The 23,861-nt window shown below is 69.5% G+C and carries 18 protein-coding genes, 4 tRNA genes and 2 pseudogenes; 13 read left to right on the forward strand and 11 right to left on the reverse strand.

Annotation, left to right across the window (positions count from 1 at the left end):
* Positions 1-138: 138 nt before the first annotated feature.
* Positions 139-561, reverse strand: coding sequence for a hypothetical protein (locus ABZV93_RS24170; protein WP_354939953.1), 423 nt, complete (start codon positions 559-561; stop codon positions 139-141).
* A gap of 1,556 nt (positions 562-2,117) precedes the next feature.
* On the opposite strand from ABZV93_RS24170, the gene ABZV93_RS24175 reads away from it, so the two are divergent.
* Positions 2,118-2,453 carry a WhiB family transcriptional regulator gene (locus ABZV93_RS24175; RefSeq protein ID WP_354939956.1) on the forward strand — a complete coding sequence of 112 codons (336 nt, stop codon included), beginning with the start codon at positions 2,118-2,120 and terminating at the stop codon, positions 2,451-2,453.
* A gap of 406 nt (positions 2,454-2,859) precedes the next feature.
* Here ABZV93_RS24175 and cutA read toward each other — a convergent pair whose 3' ends face one another.
* Positions 2,860-3,273, reverse strand: a complete 414-nt coding sequence (gene cutA / locus ABZV93_RS24180) for a divalent cation tolerance protein CutA (protein WP_354939959.1) — start codon at positions 3,271-3,273, stop codon at positions 2,860-2,862.
* On the opposite strand from cutA, the gene ABZV93_RS24185 reads away from it, so the two are divergent.
* Positions 3,175-3,519 carry a tyrosine-type recombinase/integrase gene (locus ABZV93_RS24185; RefSeq protein ID WP_354939961.1) on the forward strand — a complete coding sequence of 115 codons (345 nt, stop codon included), beginning with the start codon at positions 3,175-3,177 and terminating at the stop codon, positions 3,517-3,519. The two genes, cutA and ABZV93_RS24185, sit on opposite strands and share 99 nt — an antisense overlap.
* A 52-nt stretch (positions 3,520-3,571) precedes the next feature.
* Here ABZV93_RS24185 and ABZV93_RS24190 read toward each other — a convergent pair.
* Positions 3,572-3,647 (reverse strand) — tRNA-Lys (locus ABZV93_RS24190).
* A gap of 147 nt (positions 3,648-3,794) precedes the next feature.
* On the opposite strand from ABZV93_RS24190, the gene ABZV93_RS24195 reads away from it, so the two are divergent.
* Positions 3,795-4,763, forward strand: coding sequence for an alpha/beta hydrolase (locus tag ABZV93_RS24195; RefSeq protein ID WP_354939964.1), 969 nt, complete (start codon positions 3,795-3,797; stop codon positions 4,761-4,763).
* Positions 4,764-4,785: 22 nt separating this feature from the next.
* Here the strand turns inward: ABZV93_RS24195 and ABZV93_RS24200 are convergent, their stop codons facing one another.
* Positions 4,786-8,295 carry a BTAD domain-containing putative transcriptional regulator gene (locus ABZV93_RS24200; RefSeq protein WP_354939967.1) on the reverse strand — a complete coding sequence of 1,170 codons (3,510 nt, stop codon included), beginning with the start codon at positions 8,293-8,295 and terminating at the stop codon, positions 4,786-4,788.
* Positions 8,296-8,418: 123 nt separating this feature from the next.
* Between ABZV93_RS24200 and ABZV93_RS24205 the strand changes: the two genes are divergently transcribed.
* Entirely contained in the window at positions 8,419-9,894 is a 1,476-nt protein-coding gene (locus ABZV93_RS24205; RefSeq protein WP_354939970.1) for an NAD(P)/FAD-dependent oxidoreductase, read from the forward strand.
* A 37-nt stretch (positions 9,895-9,931) separates the two neighbouring features.
* On the opposite strand, the gene ABZV93_RS24210 is transcribed toward ABZV93_RS24205, so the two are convergent.
* Entirely contained in the window at positions 9,932-10,465 is a 534-nt protein-coding gene (locus ABZV93_RS24210; protein WP_354939973.1) for a flavin reductase family protein, read from the reverse strand.
* Positions 10,466-10,723: 258 nt separating this feature from the next.
* Between ABZV93_RS24210 and ABZV93_RS24215 the strand changes: the two genes are divergently transcribed.
* Positions 10,724-11,197, forward strand: a complete 474-nt coding sequence (locus ABZV93_RS24215) for a GreA/GreB family elongation factor (protein WP_354939976.1) — start codon at positions 10,724-10,726, stop codon at positions 11,195-11,197.
* Positions 11,198-11,307: 110 nt separating this feature from the next.
* On the opposite strand, the gene ABZV93_RS24220 is transcribed toward ABZV93_RS24215, so the two are convergent.
* Positions 11,308-11,679, reverse strand: a complete 372-nt coding sequence (locus ABZV93_RS24220) for a metallopeptidase family protein (protein WP_354939979.1) — start codon at positions 11,677-11,679, stop codon at positions 11,308-11,310.
* Between the two features lie 130 nt (positions 11,680-11,809).
* On the opposite strand from ABZV93_RS24220, the gene ABZV93_RS24225 reads away from it, so the two are divergent.
* The 4 genes from ABZV93_RS24225 (at position 11,810) to ABZV93_RS24240 (ending at position 14,153) form a co-directional block, all read left to right on the forward strand.
* Positions 11,810-13,663: a metallophosphoesterase gene (locus tag ABZV93_RS24225; protein WP_354939981.1), complete on the forward strand. Its 1,854-nt coding sequence runs from the start codon at positions 11,810-11,812 to the stop codon at positions 13,661-13,663.
* Between the two features lie 178 nt (positions 13,664-13,841).
* Positions 13,842-13,914, forward strand: a tRNA-Glu gene (locus ABZV93_RS24230).
* Positions 13,915-13,967: 53 nt separating this feature from the next.
* Positions 13,968-14,041: transfer RNA gene (locus tag ABZV93_RS24235), tRNA-Asp, on the forward strand.
* Between the two features lie 35 nt (positions 14,042-14,076).
* Positions 14,077-14,153, forward strand: a tRNA-Phe gene (locus tag ABZV93_RS24240).
* 84 nt (positions 14,154-14,237) lie between these two features.
* On the opposite strand, the gene ABZV93_RS24245 is transcribed toward ABZV93_RS24240, so the two are convergent.
* Genes ABZV93_RS24245 through ABZV93_RS24255 form a run of 3 tightly spaced genes read right to left on the reverse strand, consistent with a single transcriptional unit; the run spans position 14,238 to position 17,446 of the window.
* Positions 14,238-15,473 (reverse strand): tyrosine-type recombinase/integrase, encoded by a 1,236-nt coding sequence (locus ABZV93_RS24245; RefSeq protein ID WP_354939984.1) that lies wholly within the window; start codon positions 15,471-15,473, stop codon positions 14,238-14,240.
* Positions 15,470-15,655 carry a helix-turn-helix domain-containing protein gene (locus ABZV93_RS24250; RefSeq protein WP_354939986.1) on the reverse strand — a complete coding sequence of 62 codons (186 nt, stop codon included), beginning with the start codon at positions 15,653-15,655 and terminating at the stop codon, positions 15,470-15,472. Before ABZV93_RS24250 ends, ABZV93_RS24245 begins: the two co-directional genes overlap by 4 nt.
* Positions 15,656-15,691: 36 nt before the next feature.
* On the reverse strand, positions 15,692-17,446 hold the full coding sequence (locus ABZV93_RS24255) for a replication initiator (RefSeq protein ID WP_354939989.1): 1,755 nt from the start codon (positions 17,444-17,446) through the stop codon (positions 15,692-15,694).
* A 226-nt stretch (positions 17,447-17,672) separates the two neighbouring features.
* Between ABZV93_RS24255 and ABZV93_RS24260 the strand changes: the two genes are divergently transcribed.
* The 3 genes and pseudogenes from ABZV93_RS24260 to ABZV93_RS24270 form a co-directional block, all read left to right on the forward strand.
* Positions 17,673-18,155, forward strand: a complete 483-nt coding sequence (locus tag ABZV93_RS24260) for a hypothetical protein (protein ID WP_354939992.1) — start codon at positions 17,673-17,675, stop codon at positions 18,153-18,155.
* A 130-nt stretch (positions 18,156-18,285) separates the two neighbouring features.
* The gene (locus ABZV93_RS24265) at positions 18,286-18,465 is read left to right on the forward strand and encodes an ANTAR domain-containing protein (RefSeq protein ID WP_354940001.1); all 180 of its coding nucleotides are present in this window, start codon (positions 18,286-18,288) and stop codon (positions 18,463-18,465) included.
* Between the two features lie 27 nt (positions 18,466-18,492).
* Positions 18,493-18,869: pseudogene (locus ABZV93_RS24270) on the forward strand (hypothetical protein); the annotation flags it as partial.
* Positions 18,870-18,926: 57 nt separating this feature from the next.
* Here the strand turns inward: ABZV93_RS24270 and ABZV93_RS24275 are convergent.
* The gene (locus tag ABZV93_RS24275; RefSeq protein WP_354940007.1) at positions 18,927-19,925 is read right to left on the reverse strand and encodes a hypothetical protein; all 999 of its coding nucleotides are present in this window, start codon (positions 19,923-19,925) and stop codon (positions 18,927-18,929) included.
* 1,233 nt (positions 19,926-21,158) lie between these two features.
* Between ABZV93_RS24275 and ABZV93_RS24280 the strand changes: the two are divergent.
* Positions 21,159-21,839, forward strand: a pseudogene (locus tag ABZV93_RS24280) (IS3 family transposase); the annotation flags it as partial.
* A 33-nt stretch (positions 21,840-21,872) separates the two neighbouring features.
* On the opposite strand, the gene ABZV93_RS24285 reads toward ABZV93_RS24280, so the two are convergent.
* A complete protein-coding gene (locus ABZV93_RS24285) occupies positions 21,873-23,426 on the reverse strand; it encodes an LCP family protein (RefSeq protein WP_354939995.1) in 1,554 nt (517 codons plus the stop codon).
* Positions 23,427-23,861: the final 435 nt, after the last annotated feature.

Genomic DNA, 23,861 nt, shown 5'->3' on the forward strand with positions numbered 1-23,861 from the left:
GATCGGGGGCGGCCCGGCGGGTGCGACCGCGGCGATCCAGGCAGCCCGGCTGGGGGGCGCGGACCCTACTCGTGGAGAAGAACGCCATGCCCGGCGATGTGGGGTGCCCCCGGGGACGGCTCAGCATGTCTGCGGCGCTTATCGACGGAGCCGGGACAGACCACCGAGCGGCACGAGGACCTCGCGCATTGAGGGGCATGCCCAGCCGAGCGAGCCCCGTTCGTACTTCGGCACCAATGCATGGCGATGGTGCGGACATCGTGGCCATTCCTCGGTAGTCACCTCGGCGACGACGGTTTTCAGTTGCTCGATCGACTCCTCGAGCTGTGCACCCTGATCGGCGAGCCGGCAGCTCAAAGCCAGCTGGATGTAAGGAAATCCGTCGTGCCGCACTTGCACCGCGTGTGGGAAAAGCTCCGGCATGCTCAGTCCGTGCCTGGCCGCGGTCTCGCGTACTTGCTCGGGCACGCCCTCAGTCACCACGACCTCGACCGACCAACGATCGCTCAGTGCGCGAAGATCCGCATCAACAGCTGCGGCGAGTTCATCTACCGAAAGCACCGGCGCCCTTCCGCCCGGTTGGCTACTGCCCACCACTTCTCACCGGGACGAGGGAGCAGAGCAGGAGCCCTGCTCCGGCTTGGGGAGATGATGGGCCGCCTGGGGATCGAAGCCAGAACCCGCGGATTTGATCAAGACGGCTGCCCCCAAGTGTGCGTTATCTCGCGAACGTGGCCGTGACCTGGGCCGTCGTCGCCCTGGCCGTGATCATCTGTTGCCTTCAGTGGTGGACTCGTTGCGTCCAAAGGTGTGGGTTAGGTGTGGTGCCGCCGCAACCTCCTCGCCAATCCATTCGTCGAACAAGTGTGCGATCCAGGGCGTATGCTGCTGCTCGGGCGGGGGGCCGGCACCGATACTGGGCAGGGGATCGGCCGTATGGCCCTCCCCGCCCACCAACGGGTTATGGAATCGGTGCAGAAGTATCATTCCTCTCCATGACCGAGACCCGCCGGACCCCCGGGACCGGGCTATCGCTCAGTTCCTCATGACGCTGTCCACCGCGGCGGCCGAGCTGGCTGCAGCCTTTACGGCCAGGCCGACGGAACAGCCGGACTTCAGAAATCGGCTGGTCGGTTCGATGCAGCGGCAGGTGGCTGCACTGCTGGATGTGTGCCAGGCTCGTCGTGGCCGCAGCTGTGGCGTCCCACTGCGCTCTACAGGAAGGGCACGGACAGGGCCGACACCTGAAGGAGCGCCTGACGGCAGGGCTGATGGGTCTAGCGGGTGTGCTGTTTGTCGTCGGCCGTGGCCCGCTCGCCGGTCGAGGCCGGCAGATGTGGTCAGTGACTGCTGCGCTACCTGTCGTGTTTTCACAATTTGTTGATGTTGGTTCTGTTTGCTACGCCCCAGACATCCGGGGGTCGGGGCGCTTGAGCGGGGGCTCGGGGGGACCGGTTGTTGGGGGATGGCGCGGTCGGGGCCCGGGGGGACCCCGACCGCGCTACTCGTTTTGGGGCTTGCCGGTCATGCGAGCATGGCCAGGATTCACGGCCACCAAGATCACCATTCGCGAGTCTGGTATGACCATCTCGGCTTACCATTCGATCAGCCGACCCGCTGGTTCGTAGCCTCTTGCGCCGCCCCTCCCAGTCACCGGCGCTGGTCGCCCGGGTGGACCAGCGGGTCGTGCTTACAGGCACCTCCGCGGACAGTCACCGTGCGCTCGAAGGGTCGGAGGGTTTGGCCGGTCTTGGCCGTACCGACGACGGCAACGTACGCAACACCCTCAACCAGTTGCGGGAGCTCGGTGTTGCAGCGCTGGTGCCAGGTTCGTCGTGGCCGCAGCTGTGGCGGCCCACAGCGCTCTCCCGGAAGGGCTCGGACGAGCCCAGTGATTAAGCGGCCAGAGGTCAGCGCAATTGACCAGTGCGATCGCTGGGACTCCGTAGCCACTCACCTCCGCCACCGGAGCCCCGGTGGTAAACCGTCGATTTGCAGTCCGGATCCGGTCACAACTGGTTGGCCTTAACCAGTAGGGGTAGGGCCCGCTCGACAGCCACGGGGGTCGTCGCCGATCGTCCTCTGTGAGGGTAGCTATGACTGGACAAGCCACCACGATGCCCAAGCGCCGAAGAGCGATCCTTGGTGGACGGAGCAACGCTCCCCGACCAGAAAAGTCGTGGACCCGTTGGCACGAACATGCAGCCTGCGCGGACCTGCCGTCCCAACTGTTCTACGGAAGCGAGTCGGAAAGCGCAGCAGAACGTGCTGACAGAGAGGCAGCGGCCACCGCGGTGTGTGCCCAGTGTCCAGTCCGCTGCCAGTGTGAAGCGCACGCGATCAACCTGCCGGAACCCTACGGAGTGTGGGGAGGCACCACGGAAGCAAGCCGGCGGAACCACCGGCGGTGGGCGAGAACGCAAGCTTATGGCGAGGCCACACGTGCGTCCTGAGCACCACCTGACTTCGCAGAGCACACGCCGACGATGAGCCCGCGTAGTCGAGGGCCGTCACAGGGGCTCGGCATACCGCCGGAGGGTCGGAGGGTTTGGCCGGTGTGCTCGTTTGGTCCGGGAGAGTGGCGGCCCGTAGCCTTGCCCGGCGCGGTGGGCAGCTTGGCTGCCCGCCCGTAACCGCCCACCGTGGGCCGCCGCTCTTGGGGTCCCGGACCAAGCGAGGTGGCTAAAGTCTCCGGCCCGGCACGTTGCCGGTACACGTGGTGGCTGGCTTCGCCGACCGGCACCTCGGTGGCGCCCCAAGGCAGCTGACCAGAAGGCAAGGCCCTGATCCAGGTCGTTGACGTCGATGACGAAGTAGCACAGGCAGCTGCGGTGGCCGGTCATGCAAGCTCCTCGGGGCTCAGTGTCTCGTCGCGGATCCACTGCAGGTACTCCGGCAACCCTCGCCTTGGTCGTGGACCTGGCCGGCCCATCGGTAGATGGAGCGGATCGGGGTGATGAGGTGACCGCAGGCCCAGAGCCGGTCGTTGACGGCGACGGGGCTGCGGATCGGGGAAGCGGCAGCGCTTGTCTGGGATGCGGTCGACCTGGACGCGGGCACGGTCGAGGTTCGTGCCACGGTCGTGTGTCGGCGGGGGCGGGGTCTGGTCATCAAGCCCGGCCGAAGAGCAAGCACGGCTGGCGGACTCTGGTGCTTCCATCCTGGGCGGTCGCGATGCTGCGGCGTCGCCGACCTGTGGACTTCGGACCGGACGAGGCAGCGTTCCCGGCTACCCTCGGCACCTTGCGGGACCCGTCCAACACGGCGGGGCATCTGCGGAAGGTGATCGACGCCGCCGGCTACCCGTGGGTGAGCTCGCATGTCTATCGCAAGACGGTGGCGACGCTGATGGACGAGGCAGGGCTCTCGGCGCGGGCCGCGGCGGACCAGCTGGGGCACGCGAAGGTGTCGATGACCCAGGACATCTACATGGGTCGCCGGGTGGCGAGCATGGGTGCGGCGGCAGTGCTGGAGCAGATCGTGCTCCTGCCGGGTGGAGGAGGCAAAGGTGTGGGTTAAGTGTGGTGATGATCTTGACGCGATCATCGGGGGTCCCCGTGACCTGGGGGTTTGGTGGGCCGCCTGGGGATCGAACCCAGAACCCGCGGATTAAAAGTCCGCTGCTCTGCCAGTTGAGCTAACGGCCCGGTGATCCGGCAGCCTACCGGGCGCGACGGCTCGGATGCCGCCTGGGCACACGCTCGTCAGCGGATGTCAGCCGGTTGTACGGGATCTCTCAGCGCCTCCGGCCACCGTGGGGTCGGACGTCGCCGCCCCCGCCGAGAGGAATCCGGATGACCAGCCAGAATGCCGGCCCCGCCACGACCAGCACAGCCAACACCAGCCCAGCCAACACCAGCCCAGCCAAGACGGCCGGCACGCTCGAAGTGTCAGGGGCACACCTGTACTACGAGACCTGGGGCTTCGAACGAGCCGACGCCCCGCTCCTGCTGCTGATCCCGGGCGGCCTCGGCGACGCCGGCTTCTACTCTTCGCTCGGTCCGGCGCTCGCCGACGACTACCGCGTCCTGACGTACGACCGGCGCGGCAACTCCCGCAGCACGGTCGCCAGCCCGCACGGGGAGGCCCGGATCGAGGAGCAGACAGCCGACGCGCTGGCCCTTCTCGACGCACTCGGCGACACCGACGACACCGACGACACCGGCTCGGACGACGAGCCCGGGCCCGCCCCGGCGTACGTCTTCGGCGGCAGCGGCGGCGCGATCATCGGCCTCGACCTCGCCGCCCGGCACCCTCACCGCGTACGCGCGCTCGTCGCGCACGAGCCGCCGGTCGTGACCGTGCTCCCCGAGGCAGAGAAGCATCTGGCCCGCTTCGAGAACATCCGCACCCTGTATCGCACCGAAGGCACGGAGAAGGCGATGGCCGCGTTCGGCGCCGACTACGCGGGTGGCGACGAGCAGGACTTCGAGATCGACCCCGAGCTTCCGCCCGACCGCGACATCCAGCGGCGGTTCGCCGGCAACTTCGACACGTTCCTGAGCATGGAGATGCTGCCGTTCGTACGCTACGAGCCGGACGTCACTGCGCTGCGGGCCGCGGCGAGCGCCGGCACCCGGCTGGTCCTGGCCGGCGGCGAGCGCAGCAGCGCCCACTACCCCTACCGCGCGGGCGCGGTGCTGGCCGAACGCATCGGGCGGGAGTACGCGGAGTTCGTGGACTTCCCCGGCGACCACGCGGGATACCTCGGCAGGCCCCGCGCGTTCGCCGAGAAGCTCCGGGCCGTGCTCCGCGCCGGCTGACCCAGGCTCGGCACTCCCAGGCTCAGTACCCCGGTTCCTCCGGCCCGATCAACGCGACGATCTCCTCCTCCGACATCCCCGCACCGCGCGCGTACGCCTTGTCGTACGCCTCCGGCCCGAGCACCGCCCGGACCTCCTCCGCCGTACGACCCGGGTCGCCACCGCTGCGGTCCGGCCTGCCGCGCACCGCCTCGGCCACCCCCAGCAGCAACGCCGCCTGGGAGGGGTCACCCGACCGATACGCCACCGCCGCCATGCCGTGGACGACCATCGCCCGCATCGGCCGGTCGTGCCCGTGGGCGGCGAAGTTCCGCGCGTCGCGCAGGACCTCCGCCGCCGCGTCGACCTCACCCGCCGCGGCCAGGACCAGGCCCAGCCCGGCGACGACGACGATCCGCATCGGCAGCGGCATCGGCCGGCGTCCGGCCAGCTCCGTACGCACCCGGTCGGCCTGCCGCCGGGCCTCGGGAAGATCACCGGTACGGACCGCGAGCTCCGCCCCGCCCAGGCGTACCCACGCGGCGAGCTCGGGCGCCTGCCCCGCGTCGACCAGCGCATAGGCCCTGTCGAGGTCGGCCCGGGCACCCGCGAGGTCACCGGTGCGCGCCCGGTCGCCGGCGATCTGGGTCAGCGCAACCGGCAGGTCGGCGTCGCTGCCGAGCTCCCGCAGCAGTGCGAGCGCCTCCTCCCGGGCGCTGATCGACCGGGCGTACTCCCCGGCCCTCCCCCACAACCCGGCCAGGCTGCGCAGCGCGGACGCCCGGCCCCACCGGTCGCCGAGTTCGGTGAACCGGTCCAGGGCGCTGAGCAGGTGCGCCTCGGCGGCCTCGGTGTCGCCGGCGTTGTCCTCGATGTTGCCGAGGAACAGTTTCGCCATCCCCTGCCCCCACGGCCGCAGCGCGGGGAACACCGCCTCCAACCGGCGCCGCCCGGCCACGTCGTCGCCCTCGAACGTCAGCGCCACCGACTCCAGCAAGCCGAGCTCGGGGAACTCGTCCCGAATCCGCGACCCGGGCGCGTCGACGAGCGCGAGCGCCTCCCGCAGCGACCGCTTGCAGGCGTCGGCGTCCCCGGTCGTGAGGTAGCCCAACCCGGCGAGCATCAGCAGCAGGGCACGCGGTCCGGGCGGGGCGTCGCCCGGCACCGCGAGTGCGGCGCGGGTCCAGTTCGTGGCCGCCGCCCGGTGTCCCTCCAGGAACCAGAACCACGAGAACCCCGCGACCAGGCGTACCGCGAGATCGGCGTTGCCGGAGTCCACGGCGGTACGCATCGCCGCGAGCACGTTGTCGTGCTCGGCGCGCAGCCGGGCCATCCACTCCACCTGCCGGCCGCCGCGCAGGTAGGGGACGCCCTCCTCGACCAGGCGGGCGAAGCACTGCGCGTGCGCCGCGTGCATCGCCTGGGACTCGCCGGCCTCGGTGAGGCGTTCCAGCCCGTACGCCCGAACCGTCTCCAGCAACCGGTAGCGCACCTCACCGGCGCCCGCTTCCGCGGAGTCCGCGCCGCCGCCACCGCGCCGCCGATCGAGCACGGCGTCGACCAGCGACTTGTCCACCAGCGCGGCGAGTACGTCGAGTACCGCCTCCCGCGGCAGGTCCCCCGTAGGAGTCCCGGCGCTACCCGAGCCGTCGGCGGCACAGTCGACGTCGTCGGCGCAGATCAGCTCGGCGAACTCCAGCGTCGCGCCGCCGTGGAACACCGCGAGTCTCCGCAGCAGGATCCGCTCCGGCTCCTCCAGCAGGTCCCAGCTCCATTCCACCACCGCGCGCAGCGTCTGGTGCCGTGCCAGGACGGTACGTCGGCCGGCCGTCAGCAGCCGGAACCTGTCGTCCAGCCGGGCGGCGATCTGGCCCACCGACAGTGACCTCAGCCGGGCGGCGGCCAGCTCGATCGCCAGCGGGATGCCGTCCAGCCGCCTGCAGATCTCCACCACCGACCTCAGCGTGTCCGTCGTGACCTCGAACTCCGGGCGCACGGCGACCGCACGGTCGGCGAACAGCCGGATCGCGGGGTACGCCAGCGCCGCCGCCACCGGGTCCGAGCTCGCCAGATCCGAGCTCGCCAGATCCGAGCTCGCCAGATCCGAGCTCGCCGGGTGCGCCAGGCCGTGCGGCCGGCCGTGCGCGGGGCCGTCCGGGTTCGTCTCGGCCACCTCGGGCTCGGGCGGCAGGCCGAGCGGCGGGATCGGATAGAGGCGTTCGCCGGGTACGCCGAGCTGTTCGCGGCTGGTGGCGAGCACCCGCAGCCCCGGGCACGCGCCCAGCAGCCGGTCGGCAAGTGCTGCGGCCGCGTCCACCAGGTGCTCGCAGTTGTCCAGGATCAACAGGATCTGTTTGGTACGGAACGCCTCCACCAGCACGGTCACCGGGTCGCGTACCGGCACCGACTCCAGTTGGGCGCCGGTCAGCTGCGACGACGCCAGCAAACCCAGGTCGCGTACGCCCAGCGTGGACAGGACCGCCTGCGGCACCTCGCCCGGCTCGGCGATCGCTGCGAGCTCGACGAACCACGTCTCCTCGGCCGGGCGGGGCGTGGCGCGGGCGGCGAGTTCGAGGGCAAGCCGGGTCTTGCCGGCACCACCGGAGCCGACCACAGTGACCAGGCGTTCCTCGGTGAGCAGCTTGCCCAGGCTGCGCAGCTCCGCGTCGCGGCCGACGAAGCTGGTGAGGGGTACGCGCAGGTTGGTCCGCAACTGCTCGCCCTGATCGCTGGCCGGGTCGTCAGGCTCGGAGGCCGAGCCGGAGATCTCCGCCGACCCGGCCGCCGCACTCGAAGGCAGCAGCTTCGGGTCCTGCCGCAGCATCGCGAGGTGGAGGTCGGCGAGTTCGGCGCCGGGGTCGACCCCCAGCTCGTCGGCCAGCGCGGCCCGGACCCGTTCGTACGTCGCCAACGCGTCCGCCTGCCGGCCCACCGCGTACAACGCGCGCATCACCTGCCCCTGCAGCCGCTCGCGCAGTGGGTGAGCGGCGGCGAGGCGTTCGAGAACGGCGAGCGCCTCGGCGTGCCGGCCGCAGGCGAGGTCAGCCTCCAGCCGGTCCTCGGTGGCGGACAGCCGCAGGGCGGCCAGCCGGGTCGCGGCCGCCTCGGCGAACGGCGCGTCCACCGCGTCGGCGAGCGCGGGCCCGCGCCACAGATCCTCGGCGGTACGCAGGACCGCGGCCGCCTCGGCGTACTCCCCCGCCGCCAGCGCCGCCCGCCCCCGCGCGGCGAGGCGTTCGAACCGGTACGCGTCCACCTTGTCCGGCTCCACCGCCAGCCGGTAGCCCGCGGGGTGCGACTGGATCAGCGCCGCGTCCGGGCCACCGGACGGGAGCGCGCGCCGGAGCCGCGACACCAGCGACTGCAGCGCGTTCAGCGCTCCGGACGGCGGCTCCTCACCCCACAGCCCGTCGATCAGCGCCTCGACGGTGACGATCGCGCCCGGGTGCAGCGCGAGCCGGATCAGGAGTGCACGCAGCCGCGACCCGCCGATCTCGACCGGTCGCCCGTCGTCGTCCCGCAGCTCCAGCGGGCCCAACATCCGAACGTGCACGCACCAAGCCTTTCAGGTCCTGACCCCTACCCGACGCCCCCGCCGCCGGAGTGGTTGGTCGCAGGAGGAAACGGTAACTACTCTCATAACCTTGATCTCTCTCGGAAGGCAGGTCGCGGACCGATGACAGACAACACCTACGACGTGATCGTCATCGGCGGCGGCGCGGTGGGCGAGGTTCTCGCCGAACGCGTGGTCAAACGAGGTCTGTCGGCCGCGATCGTCGAGGCCGAGCTTCTCGGCGGGGAGTGCTCCTACTGGGCGTGCATGCCGAGCAAGGCGCTGCTGCGCAGCGGCGAGGCGCTCCGCGCGGCGAAGAACGTCAAGGGCGCGGCGTCGGCGGTGACCGGTGAGCTGGACGCGCAGGGGGTGTTCGAACGCCGTGACTCGTTCACCAAGAACTGGGACGACTCCAGTCAGCTGGAGTGGGCCGACAGCGTCGGGATCACCGTCGTCAAGGGCCGCGCCCGGATCGACGGCCCCAAGCGGGTGGTCGTACGTACGAAAGACGGCGGCGCCGAGGGTGCCGACGGCGGCGGGCAGGAACTCACGCTCGAGGCCCGGCACGCCGTGGCCGCCTGCGTGGGCTCGCTCCCCCGCATCCCCGACATTCCCGGCCTGCGCGAGGTCCGTCCCTGGACCAGCCGGGAGGCGACCAGCGCCCACGAGGCGCCGCGCCGGCTCGCCGTCATCGGCGCCGGCCCGGTCGGCAGCGAGTTGGCCCAGGCCTGGAACGACCTCGGCTCCCAGGTCACGCTCCTGGTCTCCGGCGACCGGATGCTTCCCTCGCTGGAGCCGTTCGCCGGTGAGTACGTCCAGAAGGCGCATGCCAAGGCCGGCATCGACGTACGCACCAACATCACCGTGCAGTCGGTCACCCGGCTCGCCGGGACCGGTGGCGGTGAGGGCGACGAGGGTCCGCTGAGCATCCAGACCGACCAGGGCGAGATCGTCGTCGACCAGGTCCTCGCCGCCACCGGCCGCGCACCCTCCACCGGCGAGCTCGGCCTGGAGACGGTCGGGCTGGAGTCGGGGAAGTGGCTCGACGTCGACGACAGCTGCCGGGTCATTGGTGTCGAGGGCGGCTGGCTGTACTCCGCCGGCGACACCAACCACCGCGCGCTGTTCACCCACCAGGGCAAGTACCAAGCGAGGATCGCCGGCGACGCCATCGCGGCCCGGGCGAAGGGCGAGCACGCCGCACCTGTCGCCTGGTCGCCGTACGCCGCCACCGCCGACCACGGTGCCGTGCCCGCGGTCGTGTTCACCGACCCGGAGGTGGCGACGGTCGGGCTGACCGAGCAGGCCGCGATCGACCAGGGGATCACCGTAGGAGTCGCGGAGTACGACATCGGCAACGTCGCCGGCGCCTCGCTCTATGTCGACGGCTACTCCGGGCACGCGAAGCTGGTCGTCGACCAGGAGCGGCTGGTCCCGGTCGGGTTCACCGCCGTCGGCCCGGGCGTGGGCGACGTGCTGCACGCGGCGACGATCGCGATCGTCGGCGAGGTGCCGCTGGACCGGCTGTGGCACGCGGTTCCGGCGTACCCCACGGTCAGCGAGGTCTGGCTGCGACTGCTCGAGACGTACGGCATGTAGTCCGGCGGGCTTCTGCCCAGGATGCTCCGGGCGCCGACTACTCGCCCGGCGCGGTGAAGTAGCGACCGCGCCGGTGCAGGAGCGGGTCGTTCTCCTCGCCGAGTTCGATGTGCTCCAGCTCGGCCTCGACGGCGAGCGCCCAGCCGATCGGCCGGGCGTCCAGGATGCGGCAGCCGGCCCAGGTCTGCGCCGAGGCCGGCACCGGGCCCCAGTCGGTGTCGCGCCAGTCGGTGAGCCGGAACGCCCCGCCCGGCGCGGGCATCAGCCCCGCGAACGCGTCCGCCAGCGACCGGTGCTCCCAGCGCAGCACCGACAACGCGAACCTCCCCGACGCCTCGGCCACCGGCCACAGGTCGGAGTCCTCGTCGACCAGGCCGAGCACCTTGCCGGGTTCGCCGTCCGCGACGACCAGCCCGGACACCGGCAGCCCCGCGCGCCGCGAACCCAGCGCGGCCGTCCACAACGTGACCGGTGCGGCCAGCCGGCCGCGGAGTCTGCGGATCGGGTTGCGTTCGTGCGGGGGCGGCAGGAACGGGTGCTCGGCGTGGATCTCGCCTCCGGTCTCGGACACGCCCCTCACTCTGCCCGGTCCGGCCGCGACATTTCACTCCGGGCCGCGTTCGACCGGGTTGCACTGCGACTCATTTCGGTTCCAGCGGTGCGTAACCGGGTACTCACGTACGGCGTCCAGGCATTGATACGTAGCAGCGCGAACGCGTTCGCCGTGAGAAGATAGGTGCCTTCATCGACGACGGGGTACCGGGGTCTGAACAGGTGTGTGCACGCCTGCCCCCGGGCACGTCTGGGGGTAAAAGGGAGTGTGGTCGCCGTGAGTGTCCTCGACCATCAAATACACCAGCTCTCCGCATCTGCGCGCAAGAGGCTGCAGCAGGACGAAATCGACCTCACCGCCCGGCGGGCCGAGCTCGTCGCCGAGCAGGGCAGCGAGACCGGTGGCGATCTCGTCGACCAGGCGTCCTTCGCGACGCAGCAGATCGAGATCGAGTCCATCGACCGCCGGCTCAACCGCATTCGCGAGCTGCTGTCGGCGACGACCGTGGCCAGCGACGCACCCGAAGACACGGTTGCGGTCGGATCCGTCGTCACTCTCCGCTTCGACGACGGGAGCACCGAGGCCTACCAGGTGGGTCTGATCGAGGAACAGGCCGACGACGTGGTCGCGCTCACCCCGTCCAGCCCGCTCGGCCGCGCGTTGATGGGCCACAAGATGGGTGACAAGGTCACCTACGCAGCGCCCGTCGGCGAGCTCAGTGTGGAGATCGTGCAGGTGGCCGGCAGCTGAGGCGCCGCCTGAGAGGCATCACCGGCACCCGCCGGTCGAGACCGTGAGGTCCTGACCGGCGGGTGCCGTCATGTTCGGGCTCAGGTGGTGGCGCCGGACTCGCTCGGTCCTCAGTCGTAGCCCAGTTCGTGCAGCCGGGCGTCGTCGATCCCGAAGTGGTGCGCGATCTCGTGCACGACGGTGACGTGCACCTCGTCCACGACGTCGTCGTACGTCTCGCAGATCCGCAGCGTCGGGCACATGAAGATCGTGATCCGGTCCGGCAGCACCCCGCCGTAGGAGTGGTCCCGGTCGGTGAGCGGCGTCCCGTCGTACAGCCCGAGCAGGTCGTCCGGCTCCCCCGCGGGCGGTTCGTTCTCCACGAACACCGCGACGTTGTCCATCAGCGCGGCAAGCTCGGGCGGCACCTCGTCCAGGGCGATACCGACGAGTTCCTCGAACTGCTCGCGGGAGATCTCCAGCACGTACTCATTCGAGCACAACAAACCGCTCCAGACTGGGCGCTTGATCATGCTCGGCGAAACCGGATCCGGCGCCGTGGCAGGCCGTACGGGCCCGGCTCCCCCGCCGCACCGGACGACGTTGTCGGCATCGTGGGGTACAACGGTGGGGATGCCCGACGAGCCCCAGCAGCCCAACGGACCCGATCTCGCTGCCCGTACGGACGCGCTCAGGCGCACGGTGACCACCGCCGTACGGGCAGTGGCGCGACTCCTCGTCCTTCTCGGGACGTACCTCCGAAAGCCCGCCATGGTCGCCGGGGTGGTGCTACTCGCGGGCGCCGGCGCGTGGTTCGGGATGGCGGTGCTGGGTACGACCAGCCGGCCGATCGGGCCGGTGGAGACGTCCATGCGGCTGGTGCCGTCGCTGCACGGCGAGTCGGTCCTGTCGCTCCCGCCGCTCGGGACGCTGGCGATCAACAGCCACGACGGGCCGCTGCAGTTCGACGTCACCGTAGACCGGATCAACCAGGACGCGGCCAGGCAGATCTTCGAGGACCCGACCCTCCTCGCCGGGCTGGAGGGTGAGGTGATCAACGACGTTCGCAGGGGTGTGTACGCGACGGCCGGGCGTGGCCTGGTCGCCGGGATCGCCTGCGCGATGCTGGTGACGCTGATCGCGGTCCGGCGTCCGCGCCCGACGCTGGTGGCCGGCGGGGCGGCCGCGGTGGCGATCGCCGGGATCTACTCCTTCGCCGGGCTCACCCTGCATCCCCGGGCGATCGCCGAGCCCCGCTACACCGGGCTGCTGACCGGTGCCCCGTCGCTGATCGGTGACGCGGCGGACCTGGCGCACAACTTCGACGCGTACTCCAAGGAGCTCGTACGGCTGGTCACCAACGTCACCAAGCTGTACGACGTCACCGCCACGCTGCCGGCGTACCAGCCGGACTCCGACGTCACCCGCGTCCTGCACGTCTCGGACCTGCACCTCGGCGAGCACGCCTGGGACGTGATCGCGTCCGTGGTCAAGCAGTACCGTGTCGACGTGATCGTGGACTCCGGCGACATCACCGACCACGGGACGGCCGCCGAGAACGTCTTCCTCAACCGCATCCCGTCGCTGAAGGTGCCCTACGTCTGGGTGCGCGGCAACCACGACTCGACGGTCACCGAGGGCGCGATGAAGGCGCTACCGAACGTCGTGGTGCTGGACGGGTCGGTGCGCACGGTGAAGGGGATCACGTTCCTGGGCGCGGGTGATCCCCGCTTCACCCCCGACCGGAGCAATCGGAACATCCCGGCCGAGACCGAGGCCGTCGTACGCCAGGCGATCGGTCTGGGGAGGGTCGCGGACAAATACGACGTGTCCCACAAGGACGAGCCGCCGTCGCGGACCGGGGCGGTTCCGGACGCCACTGCCACGCCTGGGGAGACGCCCGCCGCGACCCCCTCGCCCGGCCAGACGGTCGGGCCGAACGGCGAGCCGATCCTCAACCCGCGGCCGGCGATCGACGCGATCGTCTACCACGACAGCGCCGGCGCCTCGATCATCGACGGCAAGGCGTCCCTGATCCTCACCGGGCACGCCCACAAGCGGCTGAACCTCACGCTGCCCAAGGGGAGCCTGCTGATGCAGGAGGGTACGACGGGCGGGGCCGGGCTGCGGGCGCTGGAGAAGTCCAAGCCCGCGCCGATCGAGATGTCGGTGCTGTACCTCGACAAGTCGACGCAGGAACTCGAGGCCTGGGACGAGATCACCCTCGGCGGACTGGGGCTGACGTCCGCCCAGATCGAACGCCACCAGGTCAAGCCGGAGAAGGCGACCACGCCGAGCCCGGTGCCCACCCCGACCGGGCCGTACCCCGACTCGCCGCTGCCGACCCCGACGATCACCCGGTGGCCGACCGACGAACCCACCGAGACCCCGGGCGAGACACCGGGCGGGTCGCCGCCGGGCACTCCGTCCGACACCTCGTCCCCGGCTGGTGCGCCGGCCAGGCAGGGGCAGCCGAACCCTGGGTGATCCGGCCGGCCGCCCTGGGGCTCCCGCCGGGCCCGTATCGTCCCTGATCGGACGAATCCGCAGGTCAGCGGCATTGGTGCAGGTAGCGTGGACGCTCGCGGGTGCCCGGTTTGGCCCGCCCGACGGCCTACCCATACACTTGTGCGGTCCCTGACGGCGGAGAGATCCGGCTGGACTTGCCCTCATCGTCTAGAGGCCTAGGACGCCGCCCTTTCAAGGCGGTAGCACGGGTTCGAATCCCGTTGGGGGCACGCGAGATGAGTGCGATAGCATTCAACGTCGCAAGGCAACAAGGCATGACGATGGCCCCGTAGCGCAGTTGGTTAGCGCGCCGCCCTGTCACGGCGGAGGCCGCGGGTTCGAGTCCCGTCGGGGTCGCTGGGTGATCGGCACAGCCGATCACCTTGTTGTATGGGCAGGTAGCTCAGTTGGTACGAGCGTCCGCCTGAAAAGCGGAAGGTCGGCGGTTCGACCCCGCCCCTGCCCACCACCACTGACCAGCGGGTTCACCTTTAACGCGAATCCGTGCTGGCCGGAATGACGCCAGCGCTGACGCCAACAGCGTCCGCCGGCGTTACTGGAGTCGCTCATCGAGCCTCCTCAGCGCTACCCGCTTTTCCTCCAGCGAGGCGTGCGCGTAGATGGTCATCGTGACGTCGATGTCGGAGTGCCCCACGATGTCCCGGACGATGTGCGGGGGCGTGCCGAGTTCGAGGAGCAGAGTGACGCAGCTGTGCCGCAGGTCGTGGAAGCGCACCCCTTCCAGCCCGGCTGCCTCCCGGATCGGGTACCAGCTGCGCCGCAGGTTGTCCGGCTCCACCGGCGTCCCGGTCCCGCTTGTGAACACGTGCCCGGATTCCACCCACGTGTCGCCGACCAGCTGCCGCTCCCTGGCCTGCCGTTCCCGGTGCTCCTTCAGCGCGTCGATGCAGACTCCGACCAGCGGCACCGTCCGCCGCGAGGTTCTGGTCTTGGGTGTCACCGACTGGAGCTGACCGTCGACCCGTTGCAGGCTCCGACGCACTTCGAGCAGACCCGCGTCGAGGTCGACGTCCTCCCAGCGGAGCCCGAGCAGCTCACCGCGGCGCAGCCCGACGTAGAGCGCCAGAACGTACAGCGCATAGAACCGGTCATGTTCGGCGACGGCCCGCAACTTCCTAGCCTCGGCGACCCCGACGCCGCGGTTCACCTCGTACGTGGGCGCTGACACCTGAACGAGCTTCGCGACGTTCCGCGCCAGCAGTTCTTCCCTGACGGCCGCCTGCAGCGCGTTCCGCAACACCGAGTGCACCTGCTGGACCAGACGAGCCGACGGGACCCGCTCACAACACCGCCCGACCGCGCAGCACCTCCGCTCACCCACAGGCCGCCGAGCGTCGACACCATGCAGGCAGCACAGGCAGGTGCTGCGGAGCCTGGCCAGGAACTGCCGGACGTCGACACCGGTCAGCCGGTGCAGCTTCTTCCGCCCCAGCTGTGGGATCAGATGCACGCGCACCACCACGCCATAGCCCTGATGCGTCTTGGGCTTACGCGCTGGCCGGACGACGTGTTCGAGCCAGTAGAGCAGGAACCGCTCGACAGTCCAGCCTGTGGCCTCGGCTGGAATCCCCTGATGGGACCTGGACATCGCCTCGACGAGTTTGCGGTTCGCGGCTTTCTCGCTGGTGGCGTAGTAGTCACGCCGGGCAGTCGTGCCGTCTGGCATGAGGACGTACGCCCGCGCCACCCAGCGCCCGTCGCTGCGCTGGTAGACGGTGCCGTTGCCGTTCGCGCGGCGCTTGCGATTCTCCCGCTGCCGCTCCGTCATGCCGCCGACTCCTCCTCGACCAGGAGGGCGATCACCTCGGGCAGCGCGTCGACGGGCACGAGCCGGCGCTTGCCGATCTTCACCGTCCGCAGGCGCCGGGACCTGATCAGGTCGTACAAGGTGCTCTTGCCGATGCGAAGACGGTCCGCGGCCTCCGCCGTCGTCAGTAGTAGCTGTTCCATGCGGCGTTACTCCTTCCCTGCTTGTGGTCGTGCGTGTCAACCTGATGTTGCGATCTCCAGCCGTCCGGTCTGGCGTTGTTCGCGTGCCATGGCGGCGGCGGTGTTGGCGAGCATGGCGTCGCCGGTGGTGTGCCAGCCCGAACCGGCGAACACGAGTTCGCCGATGACTTCCAGGACCTCGTTCTCCTCGAGGTGCTCCGATGACTCGTGGTGGGCGCGGCGGTAGTCGACACGCGCTTGGCGGAGGCGTTTGAAGGTGGTGGAGTAGCGGCGGGATTTGGAGAAGAAGTGGCCGCCGTAGCCGAGCATGTGCGCCCACCTGCGTAGGGCGTAGTACCAGCCGCCGCGCCACTCGTCCGCGGGTTGCCGGCCTTTCTGGCTGAGCCGCCAGCAGGCTTCGATGATGCGGCCGGGGTGGGTGTTGTTGGCGTAGAAGTCGATGGACTCTTCGGTGATCTTGCGGGAGGTGTGCCCGGCCGCCTCGGTCGCCTTGGTGGCGTACTTGGCGAGGTAGCCGGCCACCGCTGGCCCGGACAGGAGCCGCCGGCGCCCGTGCTTGTCAGTCTGGTTGGCCTGGTCGGTGTGGTCGAGCTCGTCGACTACCCGTTCACCGGTGAGCTTGTCCTCACCGCGCAGCCGGACGGGGCGGACGTCCACCTGGTTACCCCAGCGGAGTAGCCACCCGTCGGGGCGGTCGACGAGGAGGCGTCCGCGGCGGCCGTGCACAACCAGGGGCGGAGTGCGCCAAGTCGTGTCGGCGACGGCGCGTTCGAGAATCCATTTGAGCAGGAACACGGTCGCCCACTCCGGCGGAGGTACTACGACGTCGGGGTCGAGGGGGTGGATCCCGTCGAAACGGGCGAGGATGTGAAAGTGGACCAGGCCGCGGCGCTGGAACTCCGCGACCTTCCCGAACGAGATGCGTACCGGAACCTTCGACTCGACCTTGCCTGTGTTCGGGTTCACGACCTGCTGAGTCAGGCCGTGGCGGCGGGCCCACTTGCCGAGCTCGCGGTTGGCCTTCATGGTGGTGCGCCGCAACAGTTCGCCGACCAGGCCATTCCACACGGCGTGGTGGTCGTAGTCGTAGCAGTCCGGGCACAGGGGCCGACCGAGCCGCTCATCACCCTCGCAGTGGCGGGTCATGCAGCGCATGTCGATCCCGTGCGGGCAGATCTCCGGTGTGCGGCGGGCCCGGCAGAGTGCGGGCTGGCCCTTCTTGTTGGTGCGGGGGGTGTGCACGATGCCGAACCCGGGGGCGGTGACGGTGGCGAACACCGCCGGATGCCCGCTGACTGTTTCTGGGACTCCTTTGCCGCCGCGCATCCCGGCGAGGACGAGCTGGTAGGCGTCGGCCCGGTAGATCTCCGAACACGACGGACAGACCGACGCTCTGCGGTTGCCGCAGGCCTTGTAGATCACCCCGTCCGGCATGTCGGCCGTCGAGCGTTCCGGGCCGTCGTTGGTGACCTCGCCTCTGGTGGTGTTGACAGTGGCGGTGCGGAACTTCCCGGCCAGGCGGACCGGGTTGGTGCAGCCGGCGGCCGAGCGGACGCGTGAGAGCCACTGCCCGTAGTCCGGTGAGGCCCCGCGGGCCATCGCCGTCGTCACGGCGACGTGTTTGTCCGCACCGCGCAGGTCCGTGAGGTCCATGCCGTCCGGCCTGGGCCGGGGCGGAGTGTGCAGCCACACCGCGCCGGTCTCATCGACGATCCGGATCGTCTCGACCACGGCCACCGCCCCCGCCACCGGTGTGGTGTCGGGGGTGATGGTCACCGTCGAGTCGGTCACCCGCGCCGTCCAGCGTCGCGTCGGTCGGCGAGCCCAGTGATCTTGCGGTCTTCGGGCCTGGTGCCCTCCCGGGCTACGCAGCCCGGGCACAGGGCGTTGTCACCGTCGATGGCCCAGCCAAAGTCGGCGAGGTCGTCGCGGTCGCACGGCAGCTCGTTGTGGCTGGTTTCGAACTCGGCGTCGCATGAGTCACAGGCGGCGATACGAAACCGGCGAACAACACCCGGTGTTTCCCGTCGCCGTCGCCATCGCGAAGGCACTGAACATCTCCCTCGCCGAACTCGCCGGCATGTCCACCCGTCGGATCAACCTCACCGGTGACTGGTGGGCGTCCTGGCAGACGCCGAAGGACCACCAGCAGCACGTCACCGCCCAACAGATCAGGATCGACCAGCAGGTCGAACTCATCCACGTCGTCACGACGACCCACCGCACCTCCGCCGAAGGCGGCTACATGTGGAGCGGCGAGCTACGCCTGTGGGACAACGAGATCCTGATGGGCTGGTACACCGCCGCCGACGGATCTGTGCGCTCGAAGGGAACCGTATATATCGTCCTGCACGCCCACGGCGACAGCGCCCGAGGGCGCTGGGTCGGGCTGAGCAACGGCGGGCAGCTCATGACCGGCTGGGTCGGACTCGGAAAGTCCGAAGACGAAGCCCGCGGCATCACCGACCAGCTCAAAGCCGGCGAGCCCAAGCCTGCATGACATACACGGCGACCTCGGGCGAACCGGCTGGCTCAGGCGAACCAGCTGCCTCATTTGAACCGGCCCGCTCAACGGAACAGAGGTCCGCTGAGCCGCTCCGGATCGGGGAATAACCGACCTCACTGGACAACTGACCACCGCTGTATCCGACCGCGACCTCATCGAGCGAGCCATCGGAATACTCATGCAACAACGAGGATGCGACCTCGACACCGCACTGACAGCCCTCCGGGATGACGCCCAGACCGCCCACCAAAGCGTCCGCGACTACGCGGCAAACCTCATCGCACGCACCAGCCGCCGACCGTAACGGTCAAGATCGATCAACGGCCGCCAGGTGCCCCTCACTCGGGACTGTGGATCTAACGGTGTTCCCGGCTACCCGACACAGACGCGGCGGTACAGCCCAGCGGAGAGGGCCGCGGCAGTGCGGATGGTGCTCACGTTGCGGACTGAGCTGGGCGGAGAGCATGGGACGGTCAGCGGGTCGCGGACCAGCTGGGCGCTACGGAGATTGCTCGTGGGTACGTCAGGTCGACATCGACGACGGCGCGAAGCCTGGGGCGACTTCGGCTGAGGCGGTGCGGATCGCTGAGCTTGAGCAGGAGAACCGTGAGCTGCGCCGGGCGATTAGTAGCCGCGTTCATCGACGCGAACCGTCACGCGGTGTATGCGGGCCAGGACCTCGGAGTGGAGCCCATCTGTGCTGTTCTCGATAGCTGGCGACAGTTGTGGGCACGCGCCGGTGAATTTGTCGATGGCGTGGTCGCCTCAGTCGTCGTCGCTGCTTTCCTCGACGTAGGAACGCCACCCCTGCACGAACCGCTCCGCCGAGACGCCCAGCACCCGCTGGTAGACGCGGTACTGGTCGCCCTCCGTCGCGGCGTGGTCCATCTCGACGTACAAGCGCAGCAAGGTCAGCTGGCCCCACCGGTGCGCGATGTAGCGGCAGGCCATCCACGCCGACTCGTACGCCTCGTCAAGGGCCTTGGCGCGGGGATCAAACTGCGCGCCGCTCGGCAACGCTCGCGGCGGGCCCCGGCGGCGAACGTCCCGCAAGAACCCCCAAGCGACTACGGAGGACGAAAGCCCGGACCCGTGGAACGCTACGAAATCGGCAAAGCCTTCCAATAGCCACACCGGCATACCACTGACGGTCGCGTGCGCCGCCACGTGAGTGGCCTCGTGAGTGAGGACGACGAGCCGGCCAAGGCTACCGAGCTGGTCAAAAGTACGCGGGTTGGCGACGATATGCGAAGCTCGTTCGGGACGCGTCCGTCCGACCGACGTCGTTACCGCCGCGACAGTTGCCTGGGTCTGCGCGCCGCCGCCGATGAGGCGCTCCATCTGCGCCTGGGTCGAGGGCAACAACACCACAACGTACTGCTCCCACCCGCTTCCCCACACTGCGCTGACCCTTGAAACAGCGCGGTCGGCGGTGTCCGCGAAGCCGCGAAGCTCCCCGTCGTCGCCCGTACCGACGACCAGGCTGTGCCGCCCGCGGACGACGTTCACCCGATCGATCAGCCACAGCGGCAGCGGGCTGGCCACGCCACCCTCGCTGTCGTTCGCCACGTAGGTAGTCCCCTCGCGATCGACGAAGACCAGGCGCAGGGTGGTCCTCCACGGGTCGGTGTCTCCCGTGGGGAGCCGGAACGTCATGTCGATCCTGGCCGCCCAGGCAGACGGCCCCAAAGCGGCCCGCCGTGCCGGGGTCAGCCCGCTCGGATCGACGACGGGCGTCCCGAATTGGACCTCGCGCACGCCCATCCGCCGCAGGTTGTCATAGGTGAGGGCCGCGGACCTGAGGGATGAACGCGCCTGCGGGTCGACAGACGCCAGGTACCCGCTCCGGTCCTGCTCCCGTACAGCCACGGTCTGCCGGCGCAGGACGTCCTCGGCAGCGGCGACCCGTTCGACGCTGGGGCGACCTACCTCAAAAGCTGACGCAACCCATGGCCTGCTTCCAACCCCAGCGACATGATCGTGAGCGTCGGTAAGCGCCGCCGCTACGACGGCGAGCACAGTGAGCAGCGCGACGCTGCAGATCAGGACGGCCAACGTCCGCCCGGAGCCCCGTCCAGCACGGCGGAGTAGAAGCTCTACCCGCTGCGCAGGGTCGCCAATCACTCCCTCAGAGTAAGCGGTGACACTATGGCCGCTCCGTAGTTCGAGGTGATCGGCTCCCCCGTCCGTCCGTCGAGCCAGACCTATAAAGCTAACCCCAATGAGGGACAAAGCGGATCCGAGTTGACCGCCCAACTTCAGGCCCTGCGTAGAACCGCCTGGGGAGTTCGCGCAGGTCGGACTGATGCGCCCCGGGTCTCGTCGAGGCTGTGGCCGCCACCTCGCCCACGAGCTCGCCCACATCGCCCTCGGGCACTGCGCACCCGGTTACGGGTACCACACCCACCGCGGCCACGCGGAAGTTGATGCCGAATCCGTCGCCTACGTCCTGCTTGCCACCCACGGCATCACCACCGACGCACCGATCGGCTACATCACCAGCTGGGCCGCTGACGTCACCCGCATCCGCGCCACCGCACAGGCCGTTACCTCCGCCGCGAGAACCCCTGCTCGAGGTCCTCCGGCGGATGTCTCGAGGAGTACGCCTCTTCAGGCTGGGACGAGCCGCAAGCCGGCGGGCCATTCAGCAACGAACAGGTTGTCCATCATCAGAGGGGTTCGAATGCCGTTCTACATCTGGGCGCTAGTGCTGGCCGGAGCCGTCAGAATCCCGGCGGTGGCCTGCGTTGCGCTGTACCGCGGTGCACTCGCCGTCGGCAGGCCGGCAACAAGAGTCGCCGTGATCGCGGCGGTCTGGTGGGTAGCGTGGCTGGCGATCACCTGGGTGCTGGCTGCAACGAACTTGTTGAAGCAGGACGCGCAGGTCGTCCGCCCGTGGTTCACGATGGCGTTCCTGGTCGCCACGCGGATCCCGCTCGGTGCAACCCGGATCCCGGCGGTCTCCGCCATCCTGGCCGATCCCGGGACACCACGCGGCTCCGCGATGCTGAGTTGCGGCCGGTACTGCGGAAGCTGTGGGCCGACAACTACTGCGTCTACGGGGCTCGCAAGTTGTGGAAGGCCGCGCGCCGGAGCGGGCATGACATTGGCCGCGATCAGGTCGCCCGACTGATGCGCGCCGAGCAGATCGAGGGGGCGCGACGCGCCAGGCGGGTCCGCACCACAAGGCCGGCCGCGGGCGTGCCACGTCATCCGGACCTGGTCAAGCGGGACTTCACCGCCACCGCACCGAACCAGTTGTGGATGACCGACCCGACGTACGTGCCCACGTTCGCCGGGATCGCCTACGTGTGCATCATCATCGACGCGTTCTCCAGATGATCGTCGGGTGGCGAGTGGCCGGCCACATCAGTTCACCAGCGTGCGTTACGGTGAGCGGCGCGCCGAGATCGGGGCGGTGCCCTCGATCGGCACCGTCGGCGACAGCTACGACTGTGAGACTGTCAACGGCTACTACAAGACCGAACTCATCCGCGGCCCGGCACGCCGGGGCCCTGGCACACGGTCAACGACGTTGAGCTGGCCACCCTCGGCTGGGTCCACTAGCACAACACCAGCCGGCTGCACGGCTACCTCGACGACCTACCACCGACTGAGTTCGAAGGGAGGTTCTACGCTATCCAGCAGGGCGAGAAGGCCCTGGCCGAAATCAAGTAGCCAGAGCCTCCATCGGACCCAGGGCGGTTCAGGTCAGCGGGTTGCGGACTGGTTGGCCGGGGCCGGCTTGCTGGCTGGATCGTTGACCGGCGCTGGCTTGATGGTGGGGACCGGCGCGGGTGTGCCGGTCGGGCCGCCCTTCCAGGCGCAGGCGTCCTCCAGCGAGTCGGCGACGTTCGCGCTCGTCCTGCCCTCCTCGCTCGCCTTCAGGGCCGCCTGGACCCGCGAGTGGATCAGGTCGTAGTCGGGGTCGGCCGACTTGATGATCTCGTTGGTGAACGCGATGCTGGTGATGTTCGCGTCCTTCACCTTCAGCGACAGGTCGACGAAGGCCGGCAACACGCCCTGCGGGATGTCCGTCATCACGATGTCCTTGGTGACCCGGGCGAGGGCCTCGTAGCGGGTCAGGAGCTTCACCGGGTCGGCCTGCCGGACGATCGCGTCGATCGCGCAGCGCTGGCGCAACATCCGCTGCCAGTCGTCGGAGCCGTAGCGACCGCGCGCGAACCACAACGCCATGGCGCCGTTCAGGTGCTGGTTCGGCCCCGGCTCGATCCAACCGGCCGGCGGCAGGTTGCGGTCGGTCTCGCCCCCGATCGAGACCCGGGTGTTGACGTTGACCGTGATCCCTCCGAGCGCGTCGACGAGCTGCCGGAAGCCCTTGAGGTTGACCAGGACGTAGTAGTCGAGCTTGAGCCCGACTGCTCCGCTGGCGGCGAGTTTGGTGGCGTCGGCACCGGGGTTGTCACTGTCCAGGACGCCCGGATGCTGGCGCGGGACGTTCAGGTAGACGGCGTTCAGCATCCACTCCAGCGGATCGGAGTCCGGCCCGCCGGCGAACCTGCCGTTCGGGTAGACGTCGGCGAGCGGCGAGCCCGCCGGGAAGGGGATGTTCTCCAGGTTGCGTGGAAGGCTGAACATGACGGTGTTGCCGGTCTTGGTGTCGATGCTCGCCACGATGACCGTATCGGTGCGGATGCCCATCCGGTCCGGGCCTCCGTCGCCACCGAGCAACAAGACGTTGACGCGATCCTGGCCGGCCCACGGGTCCGCCGCGCTCGCCCGGACCGGCCGGGTGGCGCTCTTGCTCTGCGGACTGGCGAAGACCTTCTCGACCAGACTCTTCTGTACCATGGCGTACTTCCCGCCGACCGCGAGCGGGGTGACGGCGACGGCGGCCAGGACCAGCACCAGGCCGTAGCCCAGGCCCTGTTGGGACCAGCGGAGACTCCTGGGACGCAGTGACCGGTAGGTCGCCACGATGACGCACATCCACGCCAGCGCCACCGCGCCCAGCACCACGCTGATCACGACAAGCGCGCCGGGCTGCACCACCCAGTGCAGGATGGTTCGCTGCCCCGCCAGCACAAGATAGGCCGCGTACCCCGCCCCGACGAGGAACAACGCGAGGATCGTCAATCCGATCTTGCGCCGACCCGCGGCGAAGAGCCCACTACCGGGAAGGAAGGTTCCAACCGCCGTGAGACCAAGTGCGGCGCCGAACGTCCGCCGTCGGCGGCGCGCCTTCTCGATTCGTCCGGATTGGTTCGACAGCGGTTCTCGTTCCTGCTGCGCTCCCTCATCCATGCCCCCTTCCTCTCCCTGCCCCGTCCGCCAAAACCGGATCGCAGGGGTGGGTGAGGGCCCGATCGGGGTCCCGAAATGAACAGGCACCCATCTTCTCGGACGTCACGAGCAGGGCGGCGGCCCTGACGAAGTTGTGACCTGGCCGGGCCCATAGCAACCGGCGCCGTCATCACCGGTGATCCAGAGGTCGTACGCCGTCTCGTCACGAGCACGCGCATCCCAAGCTCCATAGATCACCACCCAAACGGCAGGCCAAGCCAGGTACGGAGAACGGATACTCGCCAGAGGGCGCCCAAGAATTGATCCGCGACACATGTCCAATCAACTGATGTGCGACACGTGGCCTAGACATCCCACGGCTCTAAGCTGTCAAGCGGCGATGGCTTCTTGGGTTGGCCAGGCGGTGGCTTCGTTGTAGCTGGTGCCGTGGGTGAG

This window comes from Actinopolymorpha sp. NPDC004070, from assembly GCF_040610475.1.
GTDB lineage: Bacteria > Actinomycetota > Actinomycetes > Propionibacteriales > Actinopolymorphaceae > Actinopolymorpha.

Coding starts and splice junctions, on each gene's coding strand:
- ABZV93_RS24175 (WP_354939956.1), top strand. CDS start 2,118: ATGCCCAAGCGCCGAAGAGCGATCCTTGGTGGACGGAGCAACGCTCCC.
- ABZV93_RS24185 (WP_354939961.1), top strand. CDS start 3,175: ATGCTGCGGCGTCGCCGACCTGTGGACTTCGGACCGGACGAGGCAGCG.
- cutA (WP_354939959.1), bottom strand. CDS start 3,273: ATGCCCCGCCGTGTTGGACGGGTCCCGCAAGGTGCCGAGGGTAGCCGG.
- ABZV93_RS24195 (WP_354939964.1), top strand. CDS start 3,795: ATGACCAGCCAGAATGCCGGCCCCGCCACGACCAGCACAGCCAACACC.
- ABZV93_RS24205 (WP_354939970.1), top strand. CDS start 8,419: ATGACAGACAACACCTACGACGTGATCGTCATCGGCGGCGGCGCGGTG.
- ABZV93_RS24225 (WP_354939981.1), top strand. CDS start 11,810: ATGCCCGACGAGCCCCAGCAGCCCAACGGACCCGATCTCGCTGCCCGT.
- ABZV93_RS24245 (WP_354939984.1), bottom strand. CDS start 15,473: ATGACGGAGCGGCAGCGGGAGAATCGCAAGCGCCGCGCGAACGGCAAC.
- ABZV93_RS24250 (WP_354939986.1), bottom strand. CDS start 15,655: ATGGAACAGCTACTACTGACGACGGCGGAGGCCGCGGACCGTCTTCGC.
- ABZV93_RS24275 (WP_354940007.1), bottom strand. CDS start 19,925: ATGGGCGTGCGCGAGGTCCAATTCGGGACGCCCGTCGTCGATCCGAGC.
- ABZV93_RS24285 (WP_354939995.1), bottom strand. CDS start 23,426: ATGGATGAGGGAGCGCAGCAGGAACGAGAACCGCTGTCGAACCAATCC.